This window comes from Stenotrophomonas sp. Steno-Z1 (assembly GCF_056393175.1).
The window spans coordinates 580,752-599,403 of record NZ_JBWJPB010000002.1; the positions used below are offsets into that span (position 1 = coordinate 580,752).

Sequence of the window (18,652 nt, forward strand, 5' to 3'; positions counted from 1 at the left end):
TGTCACACCGCCGTGCGCCGCGCTGCTCGCCAGCGGTACAGGCGCTTGAACAGGGACACGGCAACGTCCGCGAACATGGCGATCAGCAGGCACGCATCCAGGGCAAGCAGCCACAGAAGATGCGCGCCCTGTGCCGGTGGCTGGTGCATCGCAATCAGGACCCAGTAGACACTCCAGGCCAGCATCAGCACGGTAGTGAGCAGCAGGCGTCGCCAGCGACGATGGCTGCGCCAGGGCCGCACCATGGCGCAGACCATGGCGATCTCGATGGCGGATACCACGCAAAGCACGCTGACGGCCCTGATCGGGTAGGGCGGTTCGATACCGTCGATCAAGCGCGGCCGTCCATGGTCCGGCTGGAAACCGGCGTGGATGTATACGGCGGCGACAATGGCCCAGACCAGTATTGCCGCTATCCAGGAGGAGCGGGACAGGGAGGTTGTCATGTGGAGGCGTGAAGCGGCGGGGATGGTGCCTTGTTTTAGCCCGCGTCTTCGTGCGTTGGAATGCAACTACGTGCAATCGATCGCCGCAGCAGGCGGCTCCCGCGCCGCTCCTTTTTCGTGAACAAGGCTGTTGACGGCGTGAAGGAATCCCGACACAATAGCGCTCCTTCGACGCAGGTCGATGGGCCGACAGCCTCCAGCGCCTCACGGTGCGGTGCGGTCGGGGCAAGCGAAAGTCTGCGGGAATAGCTCAGTTGGTAGAGCGCAACCTTGCCAAGGTTGAGGTCGCGAGTTCGAGTCTCGTTTCCCGCTCCAGATTTCGACAGGGCCCCTCAGGGGCCTTGTTTTTCTCCGCGGTGGCACGCGGGCATCCTGATCGGCACGCCCGGTCGGCATGTGAAATAAAGTGTGAAAAGGCTGGTGTGTTACCTGCGGTTTCGGTAAGATACGCGCCTGATTTTGCGGGAATAGCTCAGTTGGTAGAGCGCAACCTTGCCAAGGTTGAGGTCGCGAGTTCGAGTCTCGTTTCCCGCTCCACATCCAGACCAGGCCCCGTTCTCGGGGTCTTGTTTTATCGGGGTATGATTACCCGGGTAAGCGGTAAGGTCACCGGCCTGGTGGCAGAGTGGTTATGCACCGGACTGCAAATCCGTTGAGATGGGTTCGATTCCCGTCCAGGCCTCCATTAAAGCCCTGAATCTTCAGGGCTTTTTTGTGTCTGATGGTTTTTCAGCCGGTTAGGAATGCCTGCTTTCGCGGGGGCGGGGGGCCTCCCCTTAGTGCCACTGGTTATGACTGGCGAAGTCGCTTCAGCATGTGCCGAGTGCGTTGACGCGAGTTAGAAGGCTAGGGTGGCCCGGAAGAGGCGCCGCAGCGATCCATGCCTGGCTTGGGCGGCGCCACACCGGCACGCGGTCGTGAATGTCCGCCGACACGCCGCTGCTATCCTCGGTGATCACGGTGAACGTGCTCAGGTTGTCTGAGTCGAGCAGAGACTTGTGTCCTCCCACGACCTAGTTGCCCGAACCATGCTCCCCGGCCCGGTCGCTTACCTTTGCGCGGCGTGCACCCCGACAGGCCCGCCAGAAGCCACCTACGGACCATCGTCGAGTTCACTGGTGGCACTACTAGGTCCGAGCGGGCAACCTATCCCTGTCGGATCCGGAGCCGTTGGCAACTCAACCGGGGTGCCTGAGCAGCGCCGCGTCGACACCTTCTCAGACCGATGACGACCGGTCGCGGAATCTGAGGTCCCAGTCTGCATCTTGCGCGCCATGCTCCCCATGCCAAGCCACCGAATTCATGCTCGCGCACCCCCCAAGGCCGGATGCAGCACGGTGAGAGCTTAGGGCTGTGGCGCAACAACAGAGGGATCGCCAGCTTGCAGTCGTAGCCGGTGGAATCTGTGTCGCGCTTTGCTGCAGAAAGCGCTGGCCAGAAAAGAAAGCTCAAGGGGCCAGCACCGAGCGGGCAAGCGTTACGCCGGGCGGCGGTTTGGCCGTCGGGTATCAGCCAGCATCCCGCTCAATCAAGCTGTAGGGCGGTTGGTGGTCCCCCCCAAGTCGGATCCGGTTCAAAAGCGACTGACGCTTGCTGAACTTAAGCAACATAAAAGTCTGCGACAGGCTGTTGAGTGTCGGCCCTTCGCCTCCAGATGGATGCTTCATTTAGTGTTAATACTAACGCTCGCTTCGCGGGCCACAGTCAGCTTTGCTGCATAATCCCCCCCCTCGCAAGGAGCTAAGGGGGCGGGTAAGGTGTCAAGACAGGTACTAAAGACGATTTACGCGAAGAAGGTGCGTTTCAAGACCGGCCGCAGGAGAGATTTCCTGCCATTGCCGATTGATGCGCTTCTAGTTGAACTGAAGAATGTGGCGCCCACCTGGTCTAGGCGGCATTGGCCCGTCGTCCCGCCGACCGGAGTGCTGGATGCCGGCGTGGCTTGTTCCTTCATCCGCAGAATCGGGGCCCGGCCCCATGGCGACCAGCGTGGCGTGTATTTCGAGGTGGGGAGTTATATCAACGGCCATGCTCCGGATCAAATTGCACTCGATTTTTCTGCCGACGAACCCGATATCACCACGGAGCAAGTACGAGATTCGACCGGGCAGGTGCGTGAGATTGTAACTATCTGTCGCTGCGTCGCTCTTGGTGAGACGGTGCTTGTGGAGAATGTAAAGGGCAGCGGTGGTGTTGGTGCAGTGGAGAAGCTTCTGGGCAGGTTGTTTCGGAATCTTCTGCGGTACGGAAATCCAGCGAAGTCCTACCCGACCATAGAGTTGCTGGACGTGGCGAACTCTGACCTTCGTTTGGCGATTCAGCGAGGTAGGGGAGTTCAGAAGGTATTTTTGCGGATGGTGGATGGTGCCGATCCAGGCGAAGATGGATGGACCTCACCGCTACGAGCTGGCAAGAACCGAGTGGGCAACGCTTCCAAATTCTCGGCAATCTGGGAGTCTCCGGACAATGACGCGCTGGACACGGACGATGTGGTTAATGCTGTCAATGAATCGTTAGAGGAAGACTCACCTCTGGACAAGATCACACTTGAGCTTAGGGATGGAAATCGCATTAGTGCGGTAGGCAACTACAAGGCGCGGTTCCAGGTCTCCGTGACTATGGACAACGCTGGTGTCTTGCACATGAGTGAACTAATCGAAGGCTTGTGGAGCTATTTGGATGAGCTTCGAATCGCGCGGAATGGGTGGCGCCTCATCAATGACTCGGGACAGTTCAATACGGATGCGCCGGTCTCTGCGACAGTGGACTGAACGGTTTAATCAACTCATTCCGTCAGAGTGGGCGACTTGGCTTCAGGTCGTTCGTTCAATGGGTGCGTTTCGTTCTCCGTCCGTAGATGAGGCCCGACGCAACATTCTCTGGAGTGTCCTTGTCTTCGGATGTGGGGCGATACCCGCTGCCTTGGCGTCCAGCTTGGTCATGGGCTTCAGCGAGGGTGCACTTGCGGCTATCTTTGGGGGGGTACTCGCCTTCAGCGGATTGCTTGTTGGCTTTCTTGTGACTCTGATGCTCTTTACTGGGCGCCTAGGCACCACGCATGCGCTGGATGTGGAGGCTCTCAGGGGATACGGGGCGCGACTCCGCTACCTTTTGGTCTCCCAAGCCGTAACGTTGGCATTTGCTTTGGCCGTAGCCGTACTTAGCCTGGTCTACTTGGTAGTCTATTTCTGCGGCTTGCCAACGCTATTTCACTCGGTGACGCTGGCCGCCTTGGGCGGATCTCTAAGTCAGTCGGTTGTGCGGGCTACTTTGCTTCCTGTTCAGATTTTCGAATTGCACGATGCTCATTTGGCTGATGAATTGGCCGAAAAGATCGAAGAGAGCAACCGTCGTTACATGAAATAACGCGCTTCAGTGGCAGAGGGAGTGGCAAGGCCTCGAAAGCCTTGCTGTCATTGAATTCGATTCCGCCTGCAAATCCGTTGAGATGGGTTCGATTCCCGTCCAGGCTTCCAGAGTCAAGCAAGAGCCCGCGCAAGCGGGCTCTTTGCGTTGGACCGCCGCCCGCCGCGTCGCTGCCCTGACTTTATCTGAACGCTTCAGTCAGCGGCTTTATTCATCTGTCTGAAAGTGACAGCATGACCGCCTATTTCAAGGATACAGCCGATGCCACTTCGCGCGATTGCCTACGTCAGTGAGGCGTCCGCCGGATTGTCCAGCAGCATGCTGGATACGTTGGTCGAGGACGCTACCCGCTTCAACTCCCTCGCCGGAGTCACCGGGGTATTGCTGTTCGATGGCCAACGGTTCCTGCAGTACTTCGAAGGCCCCGAGGACGGCGTGGCCGCGGTCCACGAGCGTGTGCGCCAGGCCCGCAGCCACGGGGAAATCACCGAGCTGAGCCGCGGCTGGGTGCCGCAGCGCTACTTTCCCTATTGGGGCATGCGCTGGCTGGCGGTGGATCCGGCATTGATCCAGCAGTTGTCGGCCGGCGACTGGGCCGGCTTCGCACGCGGGCTGGAGCAGGGCCCACCCGCCGAGGGTGCGCTGAGCCAACTGCTTGGGCTGGTGGTGCGCACCCTGGAACTGCCGCCGCCCGTCCCCGCCGGGGGATGAGCCTGCCAGCGGGGGCCATGGACCTTCACCTGTTCAGGACGATGGGCTGACCAAGATGGACGCCGGTCCCCCCAAGAGGTTGCGTTGATGGCTCTGGCCCTGTTGTTTGCCGCCGGCGCGCCCGGTTCGTTCTGGGCGTCGCCCAGCAACGTGAGTGGTGTGGTGTGGGTGCTGATCGGGCTGGCCGCCATCGCGTTCTCGCTGGTGCTGGCCAAGGCGCTGAAGCGCTTCAACGGCCTGGTGTGGGCGCTGCTGCTGGCCGGGATCGGCATCGGCGTGTATGGCGCCTGGCGGCTGGGGAGCTGAGCGCGCCGCCCGTGCCGCGCTGACATCACCCTGTCACCGCCCCCGGGCATGCTGCCTATGCGCGAGCGCACCGGGATGAACCATTCAGCGACTTCTCCGGCTGCGACCCACGCGGCGATTGACTTCGTGCGAAGACCGTGCAAATTTCGGGTGAATCGCAAGTGAATTCTTCGCTGGCCGGGGGTCTTTGTTGTCTTTGCGCGACAAGCTGCAAACAGGGTGGTTGCTCGTCTCCGATGCAGGGCAGGTCCAAGGGAGGTCGTATGCAATACGGCGTACATGACTTGGCTGACGGCGTGCGCACCGAGCTGGAAGCCAGTTACAGCAAGCATGGCTGCGGCCCGGAGTTCTGGACGACCTATCAACAGGTACTGGAGCGGTTGGTGCCCAAGGGGCGCAGTCGCACCCAGGTCACCAATGAGCTGGCGTTGATCATCGAGCAGCTGGGCATCGTCCGGCGGGCGCAGATGGTGCCGCCGCGAACCACGCGCACGCGCTGATTCCGGTTGGGGGACCGGGCCATCCATCGATGGCAGGCAAGACGCGGGGAACCCGTGCTTACAACCGATGCAGGCCGATACCCAGCAGCACCAGCAGGGTGGCCAGCGCCGTGAGCGTGCGCGGACGCAGCCAGCGCGTGGGGCGCTGGCGGGTGCGGTTGAGACTGGCATGGCCGATCAGCCCGGTCGGGAAGCCCGAGGCGCGCATCTGCGCGTCGCACGCATCCACACAGGCGCCACAGGCAATGCAATCCGGATGCGGGCCGCTGCGGATATCCAGCGCCATCGGGCACACCTGCACGCAGGCCGCGCAATCCACGCAGTCGCCGAGGCGGTCATCGGGGAAGCGCGGCATCGGGCCGGCCAGCGCCGGGTGTGCGGCGCGAAACGCGTAATCGTTGGCGCTGACCGGATCGAGCAGGCCACGTCCGCGCTGCATTACGGCCCCTTGGCCGGGCGCGCGCGGGCCGCGCGGCTCGCCCCGGCGCGCGTCGTAGTGCACCTGCGGGGTATCGGCATCGCACAGGCTGGGGCAGGCCCGCGCGAACGGGCACAGGTCGATGCAGACCTGCTCGCGCAGGAAGCCCGCGTTGCCCCAGGTGGCCAGGGCGTAGAACAGCACCCAGAAGGTGACCCAGGCACTCCACGCGCTCGGCCACCGGGCGTCCACCAGGTCCTGGATCGGGGTGAACAGGCCGACGAAGGTGATCCCGGTCCATGCCGCCACCAGTGCCCACGCCGCGTGCTTGGCTGCGCGTGCCAGCCGCGGATGGCGCAGATGCCGGGCGGTGGTGCGCTCGATCCGGCGGAACAGCGCGCTCCACAGGGTCTGCGGGCAGCCGTACCCGCACCAGACCCGGCCAGACAGGGTGGTGAGCAGCACCAGCCCGGTGGCCAGCACCGCCAACAGGCCGAGCAGCACGCCCAGGTCCTGCGGCCAGAGGGTCAGGCCGAACAGGTCGAAGCGTCGCGCGGGCAGGTCGAACAGCAGGGCCTGGCGGCCCTCCCAGCGCAGCCACGGCAGCAGGTAGAACAGGGTCAGCAACGCGGCCGACAACAGGGCGCGCCAGCGCAGCGCCCGGCGCGGCCGCGGCGAGGGCGGGGAGGCGGTCGCGGGCTCGACCAGCTGCAGGTGCAGTCGCCGCGGCATGGTCAGCCCAACGGCACGTCGTCGACGTCGCGGCGCATCGGCCGCAACAGGTACCAGGTCACGCTGCTGGCCGCGGCGGTCACGGCCCAGAACATGAAGAAGCCCAGCGTGTAGCCCAGCTCGCGGCTGAGCGCGTGCTGCGGGAAGCTGATGTCGCGCAGCATGAGGGGATCGACGAAGGCGAAGAACACCATGCAGGCCAGGCCCGCAGCGACGAAGCTGGGCCACAGGATGGCGCCCCATTGCTGGATCAACTGCCGGCGGCGGCTGGGCGCGGGCGGGAGGTGCAGGTCGGTCATTGCGGCCACGGTCAGGAGGGGAGGGCAGGGCGCGGCTATACTTGGCCACGGTCGTGGTGCGCCGGCGCGCAGGTTGTCGAGGCTCACAGACTAGGGCGGCACTACAGCGCCGACATTGATCCTGATCAAGGCACCGAGGGGCCTGCGCGCGCATCCTGCGCTGCACACGCCGCGGACCGCCGCCGCAGAGGACTCCCCCATGCTGGACCCGTCCGCCACCGCGCTGCCCACGCCCTCGCTGGCGTTGTGCAGCGAGCAGGAAGTCACCCGGCTGGTGCACGATTTCTATGCGCGCGTGCGTGGCGAAGCGCGCCTGGCGCCGGTGTTCGCCGCGCGCGTGGACGATTGGGACGCGCACCTGGCCCAGCTGGTGGATTTCTGGTCGGCGATGCTGCGCGGCACCCGCCGTTTCAGCGGCGCGCCGATGCCCAAGCACATGGCCATGGATGAACTCGACCGCGATCTGTTCGATCGTTGGCTGGCGTTGTTCCGACAGACCACGGCCGAGAGCGGCAACCTGCCCATGCAACGCCTGGCCGACGATGTCGCCACGCGTATCGCCGATACCTTCTGGCGCCGCTTCCAGATGCTGCGCTGGCCGCAGTTGCCGGTCGCCGGTGTCATGCCGGCAGGAACCCCGCGGCTGGATTGATCTGGCTCAATGCGCGGCTGCCCGCGCGCGCGCACCCTGACGGCATGCACACGATCCCGCCTGCCGCCGCCGGCCTCGCCTGGCACTTCGACCCGGACCTGCTGCGTCGCCACGACCGCCCCGGCCCGCGTTACACCTCCTATCCGGCCGCGCCGCATTTCCATGACGGCTTCGGCGAGCAGCAGCTGCACGCGGCGATCCACGCCAGCAACGCACGCGCCCGCGCCCTGTCGCTGTATGTGCACGTGCCGTACTGCAGCAGCCCCTGCTTCTACTGCGGGTGCAACCGCGTGATCACCCGCGACCACGGCCGCGGCGTGGCCTACGTGGCGCGCGTGCTCCGCGAGGCGGACCGGATCGCGCCGTTGTTCGATCCGTCGCGCGAGGTCATCCAGCTGCACCTGGGCGGCGGTACGCCCAATTTCCTGGCCGCCGCGCAACTGCGCGCGCTGGTCGACGGGCTGCGCCAGCGGTTCCGCTTCAGCGCGGCCGACAGCCGCGACGTGTCCATCGAACTGGACCCGCGTTTCGTCACCCGCGCCGATATCGCCGGCCTGGCCGAGCTTGGCTTCACCCGCGCCAGCCTGGGCATCCAGGATTTCGATCCGGCGGTGCAGCGTGCGATCAACCGCGAACAGGACGTCGATCAGACCCTGGACATCCTGCGGGCATGCCGCGATCACGGCCTGCGCTCGGTCAACGTCGACCTGATCTACGGCTTGCCGCACCAGACCCCGGCGGGCTTCGCGCAGACGCTGGAAACGGTCTTGCGCGAACGCCCTGACCGGCTGGCGATCTACGGTTACGCGCACCTGCCGCACCTGTTCAAGGCGCAGCGGCAGATTCCCGATGCGGCGCTGCCCAGTCCGGAGCAGAAGCTGGCCCTGCTCGGTCTGGCAGTGCGCCGCCTGACGCTGGCCGGCTACCAGTACATCGGCATGGACCACTTCGCCCTGCCCGGGGAAGACCTGTCGCAGGCGCAGCGCGCCGGGCAGCTGCACCGCAACTTCATGGGCTATACCACGCATGCCGACACCGACCTGGTCGGGTTGGGGGCGAGCGCGATCAGCCACATCGGCGATACCTACAGCCAGAACCCGCGCGACCTTCCGGGCTGGGAGGACGCGGTGGATGCCGGACGCCTGCCGGTGTGGCGCGGCCTGCACCTGGATGCCGACGACACGCTGCGCGCCGAACTGATCGGCCAGTTGATGTGCCAGGGGCAGGTGGATGGGCGTGCACTGGCGCGCCGCCACGGCGTGGACTTCGAGGTGTATTTCGCCGATGCGTTGATCGCGCTGCAGCGCCTGCAGGACGATGGGCTGGCCGAGTACACCGACGGTGTGGTGCGCAGCACCGAACGCGGCCGGCCCCTGCTGCGCCTGCTGGCCATGTGCTTCGACCGCTACCTGGCACGCCCGGACCAGCCGGTGCGCTACTCGCGGGCGATCTGAGCCGCGTCATCGGTGTCGACCGGCGCAATAGTGCCGTACCCTGCGCCGGCCACGGTGAGCGGCGCGTTGGATGAAGAAGATGCCGTCACTACCGCGGCATCGGCACCCGAGGCGCAGGCACCGGACGTGCGCCAGACCGCTACCGGGATCAACGCGCAGCCATGACTGGAATCCCGTCGGTGGCGAGCCTGCTGGCTGCGCCAGGGATACCGCGCGAGAACGTACCCATTCTCTCCCACCCCGACGCCCCCACGCAGGTGCTGTTGCCGGCACGGCGAGGCAGCCTGCATTCCCAAACCGGGCGCGATCAGGCACCCTATGCGCGGCGCTGCCCGGATGGCGAAATTGGTAGACGCATCGGACTTAAAATCCGCCGGGGGCAACCCCATGCCGGTTCGATTCCGGCTCCGGGCACCAACGCGGCAAGCACCCCGACGCACCGGTCGGTCAGGGCCAGTTGTCCACGCGGAAATACAACGTGCGGACGGTGTCACCGTCGCGGAACGCATAGGCGTTGCACCTGGCTGTTTGCCGCCCCGGCTGCAGTGGGCAGGAGGCCAGGCTGCGGTCCTCGAACTCGAATTGCTCCGGCACGTTGAGCGACAGCCAGTTTTTCTGGAGATCGGTCCGGAGCGTTTTATCGCGGGGTCTTAGGTCCCGCCCCTGCACGCTGATGACAATCGGGTCCGAGTCGGTGGCCATCGCCGCGGAGTAGACGAACACGTCGCCCTTTGGCTTGCCGTGCTGCACGACGGAAAACGCGTCGTAGACCTTTCCTTGGACGTCCTCTGCCGCCGCCGGGGGGGAGCGAAAGAAGAATGAGCAGGCTGTGCAGGTAACCGACCATCGAGCGGGTGTCCTTTTCGCCGTGTCCGCACGACGATAGCGCATTCCAGGGCGGTTCTGATGGCGCGGCCGATTGCGCCTGCCGGTGTCCTGCGTTGCCGGTAGCATGGGCATTCCCATCCTGCCCGGTGCCGCCATGCTCACCCTCCATATCGGCAACAAGAACTACTCGTCCTGGTCGATGCGCCCGTGGGTACTGATGACCCAGGCCGGCATCCCGTTCGAGGAGGTGCTGCTGCGCTTCGACAGCTTCGATCCGGCGTCGCAGTTCAAGCGGCAGGCCACCGCGCTGTCGCCGTCGGCGACCGTGCCGGTGCTGGTCGACGACGGCCTGGTCGTGTGGGACACCCTGGCCATTGCCGAGTACCTGGCCGAGCGCTTCCCGGACAAGGCACTGTGGCCGCGGGACGTGGCCACGCGCGCCCTGGCGCGCAGCGTCTGCGCGCAGATGCACAGCGGCTTCGGTGCGCTGCGCCAGCATTTCCCGATGAACATCGAAGCGCATCTGCCGGCGGTGGGCGTACGCGTGCTGCGTGAGCAGCCGGCGGTGCTGGAGGACCTGGAGCGCCTGCAGTCTCTGTGGGAGGCACTGCTGGCGCGCCACGGCGGGCCGCTGCTGTTCGACGGCTTCAGCATTGCCGACGCGTTCTTTGCCCCGGTGGTGATGCGGCTGAAGACCTACGCGGTGCCGGTCAGCGCGCGCGTGCAGGCCTACATGGCGGCGGTGCTGGCCTTGCCGGGCGTGGCCCGGTGGGTGGCCGATGCGCTCGCCGAGCACGACTTCCGCCCGTTCGAAGAGCCTTACCGGCAGGGCCCCGATCCGGCCTGATCAGGTGCTGGTGGGGGCCGTCGTCGCGGCACCGAGCGCGGCCAGGGCGTGCGTGTACTTGTCGGCCAGCCGCTGGCGCATCGCGTCCGGCAGGTAGTGCAGGCGTGCAGGATCGCTGTTGTCGGCGATGTCGGCCAGCTTGACCTTCAGTGCCAGCGGATTGGCGCGGATGGCAGCGTAGTAGGTGTCGGCTGGCAGGTCCTTGCGCCGGGTCAGGCAGGCCACCGCCGTGCGGATGTGCAGCGGGAACGCGTCCACCTCGTTGGCGAACGCCGGGCAGTCTTCCACCACGTCGTGCAGCCAGGCGACTGCTTCGGCGTCGGCATCGCCGTGCACCCGCGCGGCCACGCGCGCGACGTGGCCGATGTAGGGCCGGCCGGCCTTGTCGGTCTGGCTGGCATGCGCGCGGCGCGCCAGGGCTTCGGCATTGCGCAGGGTGTCGATGGGGCCTACTCCGTTGAAGGGCGGTGTCGCATTATGCCGCCCGGGCCGTGCAGGGCAGGGGCAACGCAAACTTTACGCAGCCGCACCCGGCTCCCCGTAGGCTGCGCACGACTCCATCACAGGCAAGGCAGCATGGCGAGCGCGGCGTGGGCAAGGACGACGGTGGCGGTGAGCATGGCGATGCTGTGCGCGGCGGGGATCAACGCACAGCCCGCACCGCCGGCGGCGGCCGGGCAGGCGGCCGTCGTCGACCTTGCACCGGTGGTGGTCTCGGGGGTGCAGCCCGGGCCTGGCATGTGGAAAGTGACGGCCCGCGACGGCCACGTGCTGTGGATCCTCGGCACCGTATCGCCCCTGCCGGCCAAGCTGGACTGGCGCGCCGACGAGGTCGAGGCGGTGGTGGCCAGTGCCGATGAAGTACTGGGGCCGCCGGGCTGGACGCTGGATGCCGACGTAGGGTTCTTCAAGGGGCTGACCCTGCTGCCTTCGGCGATGAAAGCCGCGCATGATCCGCAGGGACGGCGCCTGGAGGAAATCCTGCCGGCCGCGACCTACACCCGGTGGCTGGCACTCAAGCAGCGTTACCTGGGACGCGACCGGGGCGTGGAGAAAGACCGCCCGCTGGTGGCGGCCACGCGGCTGTATACCGCGGCGCTCAAGTCGGTCGGGCTCGGCCGCGGCTCGCCGGTTTCCGCTGTGCTGGACAAGGCCTACAAGGCGCGCGGCCTGAAGCCGGTGGTGACCCGGGTGGTGATCCGGGTCGATGATCCGCGCCAGGCGCTGAAGGAAGCGCGCGCCAGTCCGCTGCAGGATGTGCAGTGCCTGGAGCGCACCCTGGATGTGGTGGAACACCAGTTGCCGCTGCTGGTCGAGCGCGCCAACGCCTGGTCGATGGGCGACACCGAGGCGCTGCAGCGGCTGGCCCTGCAAAGCCAGTACGACGCCTGCGTTGGCGCGATCGCCGAGAGCCCGTTCGGGCGTCGCCGCGGCCTGGCCGCGGTGGACCGGCAGGCGGCGGACAAATGGCAGCAGGTGGCGCGCGCCGCGCTGGCCCGCAACCGCACCACCTTCGCGGTCGTCCCGGCGCATTCCCTGGTAGCGCCCGAGGGGTATCTGGCACGCCTGCAACAGGCCGGCTACGAGGTGCAGGCGCCCTGATCCTGCGAGCGGGAGGCGCACGGTTGCCGGCGTCTCCGCGCACGGTATTCATCTATCCCGACGTCAGGGTTCGTGGCATAGTCAGGGCAGTTCACAGGGGGCTTCACCTGCATGCCGTTGCGTGCGATCGCCTATACCAGCGTCGCCTTCGAAGGGATCCAGGCATCGGATATCGATCGGATCCTGTCGGCCGCGTCCAGCTTCAACAAGATGGCCGGTGTCACCGGGGTGCTGATGTTCGATGGCACCCGCTTCCTGCAGTATTTCGAAGGCCCCGAGGACGGGGTCGATTCGGTCTACCAGCGCGTGGCCAATGCGCGCAGCCACCTGTGCCTGCGCGAACTGGCGCGCGGGCCGGTCGCGGCGCGGCACTTCCCGCGCTGGACCATGACCTCCGCGGCGATCGAGCCGGCAGTGCTCACGGCGATGATCGACCGTCCGTGGGATGGCTTCAGTGCCGCCGCGCCGGTCGATGGCCAGGCGCGGGTCGGCTTCGCTCGACTGCTGTCGCTGTGGACCGGCGACTCGGGCGAGCTCGAACCTGCCGCGGTGATGCTGGGGTCGTAACGGAACGGTTCGATCCTCGTAACATGATTCTCACGGGTGGTCGCCTAGCATCTGTCTACCAGCTGTGACCGGTCCTGCGGAAATTCCGACAGGCTGTTCTGAAAGGGTAGTAACCGCAGCTGGACCACTTGTTGGCCGTCGTCCGTACTCTCCGCGGGCGGCGGCTTTGTTCTTTGTGGCCGGGGCCCTCCCGCGTTAGGCTTGCGCTATTCGTTTCCTGGCGCCGCCCTCCATGAGTCTTTCCCGCCGTCCCCGCACCTCCTCCTGTTCCTGCGTTGCGCGGGGGCAGGGCTGATGGCGGCCGCCATCGGCGCTGCGACCGACGCGCGGATCGGGGTGATCGGGCTGGGTTACGTCGGCCTGCCGCTGACTGTCGCCTTTGGCTGCCACCAACCCACGCTCGGCTACGACATCGACCGTGCACGCGTGCTGGAACTGCAGCAGGGCCATGACCACACCCTGGAGATGGAGCCGCACGAGCTGGCGGCGGCCGGGCAGGCGCGTTACAGCGCCGATCCGGCCGAGCTGGCGGGGTGCAATGTCTACATCGTCACCGTGCCCACCCCCATCGATGCCTTCGAGCAGCCCGACCTCGGGCCGCTGCGCAGTGCCTCCACGCTGATCGCCGGGGTGCTCAAGCCCGGCGACCTGGTCATCTACGAATCCACCGTGTACCCGGGCACCACCGAAGAGGTGTGCGTGCCGCTGCTGGAAGCCGGGTCGGGGCTGCGCTTCAACCACGACTTCTACTGCGGTTACAGCCCGGAGCGGATCAACCCGGGCGACCGCCAGCGGCGCCTGCCGGACATCCGCAAGATCACCTCCGGCTCGACCGCCGAGGTCGCCGAGGTCGTGGACGCGCTGTATGCCGCGATCATTACCGCCGGCACCTGGCCGGCGCCGTCGATCCGCGTGGCCGAGGCAGCCAAGGTGATCGAGAACATCCAGCGCGACGTCAACATCGCCCTGGTCAACGAACTGGCGCTGATTTTCGACAAGCTCGGCATCGATACCCAGGACGTGCTCGACGCCGCCGGCAGCAAATGGAATTTCCTGCCGTTCCGCCCGGGCCTGGTCGGCGGCCACTGCATCGGCGTGGACCCGTACTACCTGCTGCACAAGTCCGAAAGCGTCGGTTACCACCCGGACCTGATCCACACCGCGCGCCAGGTCAACAACCGGGTCGGTGCGCACGTGGCACAGCGCGTGCTGGCCCTGCTGGAAGGACGCGGCAAGGCACCGATGGGGGCGCGCATCCTGGTGCTGGGGGTGACCTTCAAGGAAAACTGCCCGGACCTGCGCAACAGCCGTGCGCTGGAACTGGCCCAGGCGCTGGGCGCCAGCGGTGCGCAGGTGGACGTGCAGGACCCGTGGGTGGGGCCGGCGGTGCTGGCCGAGAGTGGCGTGCAGTGGGTGGAGCGCGCCGATCCGGGTGTCTTCGACGCGGTGGTGCTGGCGGTGGCGCACGACGAGTTCCGGGCGTTCGACGCCGGCAGCGTGCGTGCGCTGCTCAAGCCGGACGGCGTGGTGTACGACGTCAAATCGGTCTGGCCGCGCGACGTGGTCGACGACCGGTTGTAGACTCGACGGCGTTATTGATCGAGGAAAGCCATGCATCGTTACCTGGTCTACGTGCTCGCCATCCTGCTGTTCCCGGTCTGCCTGTGGCTGGCCACGATCTGGCCGGCCTGGTACTGGGGCGTCGGCACCAGCGCGGCGCTGGTCGTGCTGGGCACCTGGGATCTGCTGCAGACGCGCAGCACGCTGCGGCGCAACTACCCGGTGATGGCGCATTTCCGCTACGGCCTGGAGTCGATCGGCCCGGAGATCCGCCAGTACTTCGTGCAGAGCGACCTGGAGGACGTGCCGTTCTCGCGCCAGCAGCGCGCGCTGATCTACCAGCGCGCCAAGAACGAAATGGACGTGGTGCCGTTCGGCACGCTGCGCAGCACCTACGCGGTGGATTACGAGTGGATCAACCATTCGCTGGCGCCGACCGAGATCGCGCACAGCGATTTCCGCGTGTTGATCGGCCCGAACTGCGCCAAGCCATACTCGGCCAGCGTGTTCAACATCTCGGCGATGAGCTTCGGCTCGCTGTCGGCCAACGCGATCCGCGCCCTCAACGAGGGCGCGCGCCGCGGCAGCTTCTACCACGACACCGGCGAAGGCTCGATCTCGCCCTATCACCGGGAAATGGGCGGGGACCTGGTCTGGGAGATCGGCTCGGGCTACTTCGGCTGCCGCGATGAGGCGGGCCGTTTCAGCGAAGAAAAGTTCGTGGCCAATGCCAACACCGACCAGGTCAAGATGATCGAGATCAAGCTGTCGCAGGGCGCCAAGCCCGGCCATGGCGGGGTATTGCCGGCGGCCAAGGTCAGCGAGGAAATCTCGATCACCCGGGGCGTGCCGATGGGCGTGGACTGTGTCTCGCCGTCGAAGCATTCGGCCTTCAGCACGCCGGTGGAACTGCTGCAGTTCGTCGCGCGCCTGCGCGAGTTGTCCGGTGGCAAGCCGGTCGGGTTCAAACTGGCCATCGGCCATCCGTGGGAATGGTTCGGCATCGCCAAGGCGATGCAGGAAACCCAACTGCTGCCGGACTTCATCGTGGTCGACGGGGCCGAGGGCGGGACCGGTGCGGCCCCGGCCGAGTTCATCGACCACGTGGGCGTGCCGATGCACGAAGCCCTGCTGCTGGTGCACAACACGCTGGTCGGGCTGGACCTGCGCGAGCGGATCAAGGTCGGCGCTGCGGGCAAGGTCACCAGCGCGTTCGAGATCGCCCGGACCATCGCGCTGGGCGCGGACTGGTGCAACGCCGGGCGCGGCTTCATGTTCGCGCTGGGCTGCATCCAGTCGCTGAGTTGCCACAGCGACAAATGCCCGACCGGCATCGCCACCCAGGACCCGCACCGCTGGCGCCACCTGGACGCCGCCGACAAGGCCACCCGCGTGCACCGTTACCACGACAACACCGTGCGCGCGCTGCGCGACCTGCTGTGCGCGGCGGGCCTCAATCATCCTGCCGAGCTGGGGCCCGAGCACATCCTGCGTCGGGTGTCGCCGGTGGAAATCCGCTCGCTGGCGTCGCTGTACCGCTACCTCAGCCCGGGCGAGCTGCTGCGCCAGGTGCCCGACCACGCGGTCTTCCATGACTACTGGAGCGATGCGCGCAGCGATTCGTTCCAGCCACCGGCGCGCATCCAGGCGCTGCGCAGCAGCAAGTCGCGATGATGACCGGGCATGCATCGCCAGCGCGGGATGCCGGTACTGCCGTGCTGCGGGCGGGCCGGCTGGACGACGCCGACCGGTTGTGGGCGCTGCGCACGCGCTGCGTGCGTGAGCTGTGCAGCGCGGCGTATCCGCCGGAGGTGATCGCACCCTGGTCGGCCTCGCCGCCGCCGGCGCACTACCACGCACTGATCGCGCAGGGCGGCTGCATCGTCGCCGAGGACGCGCAGGGGCGGCTGCTGGGGTATGCGGTGATCGACCGCGACGGCAACGAGATCGACGCGTTGTTCGTGGATCCCGACTGCGGCGGGCGCGGGATCGGCATGCGGCTGATGGGGGCGATGCAGGCGCTGGCCGATCCGGGCCGGCCGTTGGTGTTGTCGGCATCGCTCAACGCCGTGCCGTTCTACCAACGCGCCGGGTTCGTGGCCCTCCGCGAAGAAACCTACCCGCACCCCAGCGGCATCGCCCTGGCCTCGGTGCGCATGCAGCGCGGTTGATGCCGGCCGGATGACGGCGCAGGGGGCCCCGGCCGCTGGCCGGCCCACGACGGGCACTACCCCAGGTAGGCGACCACGCCGCGTCCGGCACGCAGGCCGCTGGCGTAACAGGCGGTCAGCAGGTAGCCCCCGGTGGGCGCTTCCCAATCCAGCATCTCGCCAGCGCAGAACGTGCCGGGCTGCGCACGCAGCATCAGCTGCCGGTCCAGCGCTTCCAGGCGCACGCCGCCGGCGCTGCTGATCACTTCGGCGATCGGGCGCGGGCGCTGCGGCGACAGCGGCAACCGCTTGAGCGATGCGGCGATGCGCTCGGCTGGCAACTGCCCGGCGTCCTTGCCCAGCACCTCGAACAGCAGCGCGGACTTGACCCCGCCCAGGCCGAGCTGGCGGCGCAGGTGTTCGCCGAAACTGCGGCCCTGTCGCGGCCGCAGCAGCTTGTCCAGCACCTGGGCTTCGGTCTGCCCCGGCAGCAGGTCCAACTGCAGCTGCACCTGGCCATCGCGGGCCAGGGTGTCGCGCAGGTCGGCGGCCATCGCATACACCAGGCTGCCTTCGATGCCGTCGGCGCTGATCACGCACTCGCCCTGCTGCACGCACGCCTGCCCATCCAGCGCCGTCCAGTGCGCCACCACCGGTTTCAACGGCGCGCCGGCCTGGCGCTCGCGGAAGTAGTCGCTCCATGCGATGTCGAAGCCGCAGTTGGCCGGCTGCAGCGGGGCGATGTCGATGCCACGCGCCAGCAACGGGTCTACCCACGCCGCGTCCGAGCCGAGTTCGGGCCAGCTGCCGCCGCCCATCGCCAGCACCACCGCATCGGCCTGCACCCGCACCTCGCCCTCGGGCGTGGCCAGGCGCAGTGCGCCGTCGGCGTCCCATCCGACCCAGCGGTGTTGCACATGCAGACGCACGCCTTGTTCCTTCAGTCGGCGTACCCATCCGCGCAGCAGCGGCGCGGCCTTGCGGTCGACCGGGAAGACCCGGCCGGAGCTGCCCACGTAGGTCTCCACGCCAAAATCGCGCGCCCAGTCGCGCAGCGCCGGGCCGTCGAAGTCGGCCAACCAGTCGCCCACCTCGGCGGCCCGCTCGCGATAACGCGCGACGAACAGCGCCTGCGGATCGGAGTGGGTCAGGTTCAGGCCGCCCTTGCCGGCGATCAGGAACTTGCGCCCCGGCGATCCCTTGGCCTCGTACACATCGACCTGGTGGCCGGCCGCGCGCACGGTCTCGGCGGCCATCAACCCGGCCGGACCACCGCCGATGATCGCCACGCGCCGCGCCGGGCTGTCTGGACTACGCATGCAGCAGGCTCAGTTCGGCTTGACGTCGAGCAGCTCGACATCGAACACCAGCGAGGAACCCGGTTGGATCGGGCCGGCACCGCGGTCGCCGTAGCCGTACGCCGCCGGGATCATCAGCGTGCGCTTGCCGCCCACTTTCATGCCGGCAAAGCCTTCGTCCCAGCCCTTGATGACCTGGCCCTTGCCGAGGTCGAAGCTGAAGGGCTCGCCGCGGTCCACCGAGCTGTCGAACTTGTCGCCATGCTTGTCGGCGGCATGCTCGTTGTAGATCCAGCCGGTGTAATGCACGGTCACCTTGCTGCCGGGCGTCGCCTCGGCGCCGGTGCCCGGCTGGGTGTCGATCTTCTCGAACTGCGTGATCGTGCCTCCCGGCGGCGGGCCGGGCGGGGTGCAGGCGGCGAGCGCCAGCAGCATCAGGGGGGCGAGCAGGTAGGTGGGCAGACGGCGCATGACGGCTCCGGAATGCAAAAACGGGACGCAAGGGTAGCGCATCGCCGGGCGCTATCATGGGCGCATGTCAAAACTGCTGCTCAACCTGCGCAACGTCGCGGACGATGAAATCCAGGACGTCACCGCCCTGCTGGACCAGGCGGGCATCGCCCATTACCGCACCGAGCCGAGCCCCTGGGGCATCTCCTCGGGCGGGATCTGGATCCGCGAAGACCAGGACCATCCGCGGGCCAGGGCCCTGATGGCCGAGTACCAGGATGCCCGCGGGGTGCGGGTGCGCGCCGAGCGCGAGGCCGCGCTGCGTGACGGCACCGCCGAGACCTTTGGCAGCCTGCTGCAGCGCCGACCGCTGTTCGTGGCCGCGGTGCTGCTGGGGATGGTCGCGGCGGCGGCGCTGGTGCTGCTGCCATTCGTGCTGCTGCGCGGCTGAACCCATCGTGCGATG

Annotated in this window: 21 protein-coding genes and 4 tRNA genes; 18 read left to right on the forward strand and 7 right to left on the reverse strand. The window is 67.0% G+C overall.

Annotated elements, in window-relative coordinates; genetic code table 11:
- Nucleotides 1-2: 2 nt before the first annotated feature.
- Nucleotides 3-512 carry a hypothetical protein gene (locus AC06FD_RS09365; protein WP_478077621.1) on the reverse strand — a complete coding sequence of 170 codons (510 nt, stop codon included), beginning with the start codon at nucleotides 510-512 and terminating at the stop codon, nucleotides 3-5.
- A 173-nt stretch (nucleotides 513-685) separates the two neighbouring features.
- Here AC06FD_RS09365 and AC06FD_RS09370 point away from each other — a divergent pair.
- From AC06FD_RS09370 to AC06FD_RS09405, 8 genes are all read left to right on the forward strand, one after another.
- A tRNA-Gly gene (locus AC06FD_RS09370) sits at nucleotides 686-761 on the forward strand.
- Nucleotides 762-907: 146 nt separating this feature from the next.
- Nucleotides 908-983 (forward strand) — tRNA-Gly (locus AC06FD_RS09375).
- A 74-nt stretch (nucleotides 984-1,057) separates the two neighbouring features.
- Nucleotides 1,058-1,131: transfer RNA gene (locus AC06FD_RS09380), tRNA-Cys, on the forward strand.
- A gap of 1,072 nt (nucleotides 1,132-2,203) precedes the next feature.
- Nucleotides 2,204-3,217 (forward strand): hypothetical protein, encoded by a 1,014-nt coding sequence (locus AC06FD_RS09385; RefSeq protein ID WP_478077622.1) that lies wholly within the window; start codon nucleotides 2,204-2,206, stop codon nucleotides 3,215-3,217.
- A gap of 163 nt (nucleotides 3,218-3,380) precedes the next feature.
- Nucleotides 3,381-3,812, forward strand: coding sequence for a hypothetical protein (locus AC06FD_RS09390; protein WP_478077623.1), 432 nt, complete (start codon nucleotides 3,381-3,383; stop codon nucleotides 3,810-3,812).
- A 261-nt stretch (nucleotides 3,813-4,073) separates the two neighbouring features.
- Nucleotides 4,074-4,523 (forward strand): BLUF domain-containing protein, encoded by a 450-nt coding sequence (locus tag AC06FD_RS09395; protein WP_394164664.1) that lies wholly within the window; start codon nucleotides 4,074-4,076, stop codon nucleotides 4,521-4,523.
- An 87-nt stretch (nucleotides 4,524-4,610) separates the two neighbouring features.
- Nucleotides 4,611-4,829 (forward strand): hypothetical protein, encoded by a 219-nt coding sequence (locus AC06FD_RS09400; protein ID WP_394164663.1) that lies wholly within the window; start codon nucleotides 4,611-4,613, stop codon nucleotides 4,827-4,829.
- Nucleotides 4,830-5,092: 263 nt separating this feature from the next.
- Nucleotides 5,093-5,329, forward strand: a complete 237-nt coding sequence (locus AC06FD_RS09405; protein WP_259204473.1) for a hypothetical protein — start codon at nucleotides 5,093-5,095, stop codon at nucleotides 5,327-5,329.
- A 58-nt stretch (nucleotides 5,330-5,387) separates the two neighbouring features.
- Here AC06FD_RS09405 and AC06FD_RS09410 read toward each other — a convergent pair whose 3' ends face one another.
- Entirely contained in the window at nucleotides 5,388-6,479 is a 1,092-nt protein-coding gene (locus tag AC06FD_RS09410) for a 4Fe-4S dicluster domain-containing protein (protein WP_478077624.1), read from the reverse strand.
- Between the two features lie 2 nt (nucleotides 6,480-6,481).
- Nucleotides 6,482-6,778 (reverse strand): hypothetical protein, encoded by a 297-nt coding sequence (locus AC06FD_RS09415; RefSeq protein WP_478077625.1) that lies wholly within the window; start codon nucleotides 6,776-6,778, stop codon nucleotides 6,482-6,484.
- Between the two features lie 199 nt (nucleotides 6,779-6,977).
- Between AC06FD_RS09415 and AC06FD_RS09420 the strand changes: the two genes are divergently transcribed.
- From AC06FD_RS09420 to AC06FD_RS09430, 3 genes are all read left to right on the forward strand, one after another.
- Nucleotides 6,978-7,430, forward strand: coding sequence for a group III truncated hemoglobin (locus AC06FD_RS09420; protein ID WP_259204478.1), 453 nt, complete (start codon nucleotides 6,978-6,980; stop codon nucleotides 7,428-7,430).
- A 44-nt stretch (nucleotides 7,431-7,474) separates the two neighbouring features.
- Entirely contained in the window at nucleotides 7,475-8,884 is a 1,410-nt protein-coding gene (gene hemN / locus AC06FD_RS09425; protein ID WP_394164660.1) for an oxygen-independent coproporphyrinogen III oxidase, read from the forward strand.
- A 330-nt stretch (nucleotides 8,885-9,214) separates the two neighbouring features.
- Nucleotides 9,215-9,301: transfer RNA gene (locus tag AC06FD_RS09430), tRNA-Leu, on the forward strand.
- A gap of 30 nt (nucleotides 9,302-9,331) precedes the next feature.
- On the opposite strand, the gene AC06FD_RS09435 is transcribed toward AC06FD_RS09430, so the two are convergent.
- The gene (locus tag AC06FD_RS09435; protein ID WP_478077626.1) at nucleotides 9,332-9,775 is read right to left on the reverse strand and encodes a hypothetical protein; all 444 of its coding nucleotides are present in this window, start codon (nucleotides 9,773-9,775) and stop codon (nucleotides 9,332-9,334) included.
- 61 nt (nucleotides 9,776-9,836) lie between these two features.
- On the opposite strand from AC06FD_RS09435, the gene AC06FD_RS09440 reads away from it, so the two are divergent.
- A complete protein-coding gene (locus AC06FD_RS09440; protein ID WP_478077627.1) occupies nucleotides 9,837-10,559 on the forward strand; it encodes a glutathione S-transferase family protein in 723 nt (240 codons plus the stop codon).
- Here AC06FD_RS09440 and AC06FD_RS09445 read toward each other — a convergent pair whose 3' ends face one another.
- On the reverse strand, nucleotides 10,560-11,072 hold the full coding sequence (locus tag AC06FD_RS09445) for a phosphohydrolase (RefSeq protein ID WP_394164658.1): 513 nt from the start codon (nucleotides 11,070-11,072) through the stop codon (nucleotides 10,560-10,562). It lies immediately after the preceding gene.
- Between the two features lie 105 nt (nucleotides 11,073-11,177).
- On the opposite strand from AC06FD_RS09445, the gene AC06FD_RS09450 reads away from it, so the two are divergent.
- The 5 genes from AC06FD_RS09450 (at nucleotide 11,178) to AC06FD_RS09470 (ending at nucleotide 16,459) form a co-directional block, all read left to right on the forward strand.
- The gene (locus tag AC06FD_RS09450; RefSeq protein ID WP_478077628.1) at nucleotides 11,178-12,161 is read left to right on the forward strand and encodes a TraB/GumN family protein; all 984 of its coding nucleotides are present in this window, start codon (nucleotides 11,178-11,180) and stop codon (nucleotides 12,159-12,161) included.
- Between the two features lie 111 nt (nucleotides 12,162-12,272).
- Nucleotides 12,273-12,728, forward strand: a complete 456-nt coding sequence (locus AC06FD_RS09455) for a BLUF domain-containing protein (protein ID WP_394164656.1) — start codon at nucleotides 12,273-12,275, stop codon at nucleotides 12,726-12,728.
- A gap of 294 nt (nucleotides 12,729-13,022) precedes the next feature.
- Nucleotides 13,023-14,309, forward strand: a complete 1,287-nt coding sequence (locus tag AC06FD_RS09460; protein ID WP_478077629.1) for a nucleotide sugar dehydrogenase — start codon at nucleotides 13,023-13,025, stop codon at nucleotides 14,307-14,309.
- Nucleotides 14,310-14,339: 30 nt separating this feature from the next.
- On the forward strand, nucleotides 14,340-15,962 hold the full coding sequence (locus tag AC06FD_RS09465; protein ID WP_478077630.1) for an FMN-binding glutamate synthase family protein: 1,623 nt from the start codon (nucleotides 14,340-14,342) through the stop codon (nucleotides 15,960-15,962).
- Nucleotides 15,962-16,459 (forward strand): GNAT family N-acetyltransferase, encoded by a 498-nt coding sequence (locus tag AC06FD_RS09470; RefSeq protein ID WP_478077631.1) that lies wholly within the window; start codon nucleotides 15,962-15,964, stop codon nucleotides 16,457-16,459. Before AC06FD_RS09465 ends, AC06FD_RS09470 begins: the two co-directional genes overlap by 1 nt.
- A 56-nt stretch (nucleotides 16,460-16,515) precedes the next feature.
- On the opposite strand, the gene AC06FD_RS09475 is transcribed toward AC06FD_RS09470, so the two are convergent.
- Both AC06FD_RS09475 and AC06FD_RS09480 read right to left on the reverse strand, forming a co-directional pair.
- A complete protein-coding gene (locus AC06FD_RS09475) occupies nucleotides 16,516-17,757 on the reverse strand; it encodes a TIGR03862 family flavoprotein (RefSeq protein ID WP_478077632.1) in 1,242 nt (413 codons plus the stop codon).
- Between the two features lie 9 nt (nucleotides 17,758-17,766).
- A complete protein-coding gene (locus AC06FD_RS09480) occupies nucleotides 17,767-18,207 on the reverse strand; it encodes an FKBP-type peptidyl-prolyl cis-trans isomerase (protein ID WP_394164654.1) in 441 nt (146 codons plus the stop codon).
- 64 nt (nucleotides 18,208-18,271) lie between these two features.
- On the opposite strand from AC06FD_RS09480, the gene AC06FD_RS09485 reads away from it, so the two are divergent.
- Nucleotides 18,272-18,637, forward strand: a complete 366-nt coding sequence (locus AC06FD_RS09485; RefSeq protein WP_478077633.1) for a DUF6164 family protein — start codon at nucleotides 18,272-18,274, stop codon at nucleotides 18,635-18,637.
- Nucleotides 18,638-18,652 lie beyond the last annotated feature (15 nt).

Bases quoted from the DNA above. Each gene is read 5' to 3' on its own strand.
- AC06FD_RS09395 (WP_394164664.1), top strand. From the start codon at position 4,074: ATGCCACTTCGCGCGATTGCCTACGTCAGTGAGGCGTCCGCCGGATTG.
- AC06FD_RS09400 (WP_394164663.1), top strand. From the start codon at position 4,611: ATGGCTCTGGCCCTGTTGTTTGCCGCCGGCGCGCCCGGTTCGTTCTGG.
- AC06FD_RS09405 (WP_259204473.1), top strand. From the start codon at position 5,093: ATGCAATACGGCGTACATGACTTGGCTGACGGCGTGCGCACCGAGCTG.
- AC06FD_RS09410 (WP_478077624.1), bottom strand. From the start codon at position 6,479: ATGCCGCGGCGACTGCACCTGCAGCTGGTCGAGCCCGCGACCGCCTCC.
- AC06FD_RS09415 (WP_478077625.1), bottom strand. From the start codon at position 6,778: ATGACCGACCTGCACCTCCCGCCCGCGCCCAGCCGCCGCCGGCAGTTG.
- AC06FD_RS09420 (WP_259204478.1), top strand. From the start codon at position 6,978: ATGCTGGACCCGTCCGCCACCGCGCTGCCCACGCCCTCGCTGGCGTTG.
- hemN (WP_394164660.1), top strand. From the start codon at position 7,475: ATGCACACGATCCCGCCTGCCGCCGCCGGCCTCGCCTGGCACTTCGAC.
- AC06FD_RS09435 (WP_478077626.1), bottom strand. From the start codon at position 9,775: ATGCGCTATCGTCGTGCGGACACGGCGAAAAGGACACCCGCTCGATGG.
- AC06FD_RS09440 (WP_478077627.1), top strand. From the start codon at position 9,837: ATGGGCATTCCCATCCTGCCCGGTGCCGCCATGCTCACCCTCCATATC.
- AC06FD_RS09450 (WP_478077628.1), top strand. From the start codon at position 11,178: ATGGCGATGCTGTGCGCGGCGGGGATCAACGCACAGCCCGCACCGCCG.
- AC06FD_RS09455 (WP_394164656.1), top strand. From the start codon at position 12,273: ATGCCGTTGCGTGCGATCGCCTATACCAGCGTCGCCTTCGAAGGGATC.
- AC06FD_RS09460 (WP_478077629.1), top strand. From the start codon at position 13,023: ATGGCGGCCGCCATCGGCGCTGCGACCGACGCGCGGATCGGGGTGATC.
- AC06FD_RS09465 (WP_478077630.1), top strand. From the start codon at position 14,340: ATGCATCGTTACCTGGTCTACGTGCTCGCCATCCTGCTGTTCCCGGTC.
- AC06FD_RS09470 (WP_478077631.1), top strand. From the start codon at position 15,962: ATGACCGGGCATGCATCGCCAGCGCGGGATGCCGGTACTGCCGTGCTG.
- AC06FD_RS09475 (WP_478077632.1), bottom strand. From the start codon at position 17,757: ATGCGTAGTCCAGACAGCCCGGCGCGGCGCGTGGCGATCATCGGCGGT.
- AC06FD_RS09480 (WP_394164654.1), bottom strand. From the start codon at position 18,207: ATGCGCCGTCTGCCCACCTACCTGCTCGCCCCCCTGATGCTGCTGGCG.
- AC06FD_RS09485 (WP_478077633.1), top strand. From the start codon at position 18,272: ATGTCAAAACTGCTGCTCAACCTGCGCAACGTCGCGGACGATGAAATC.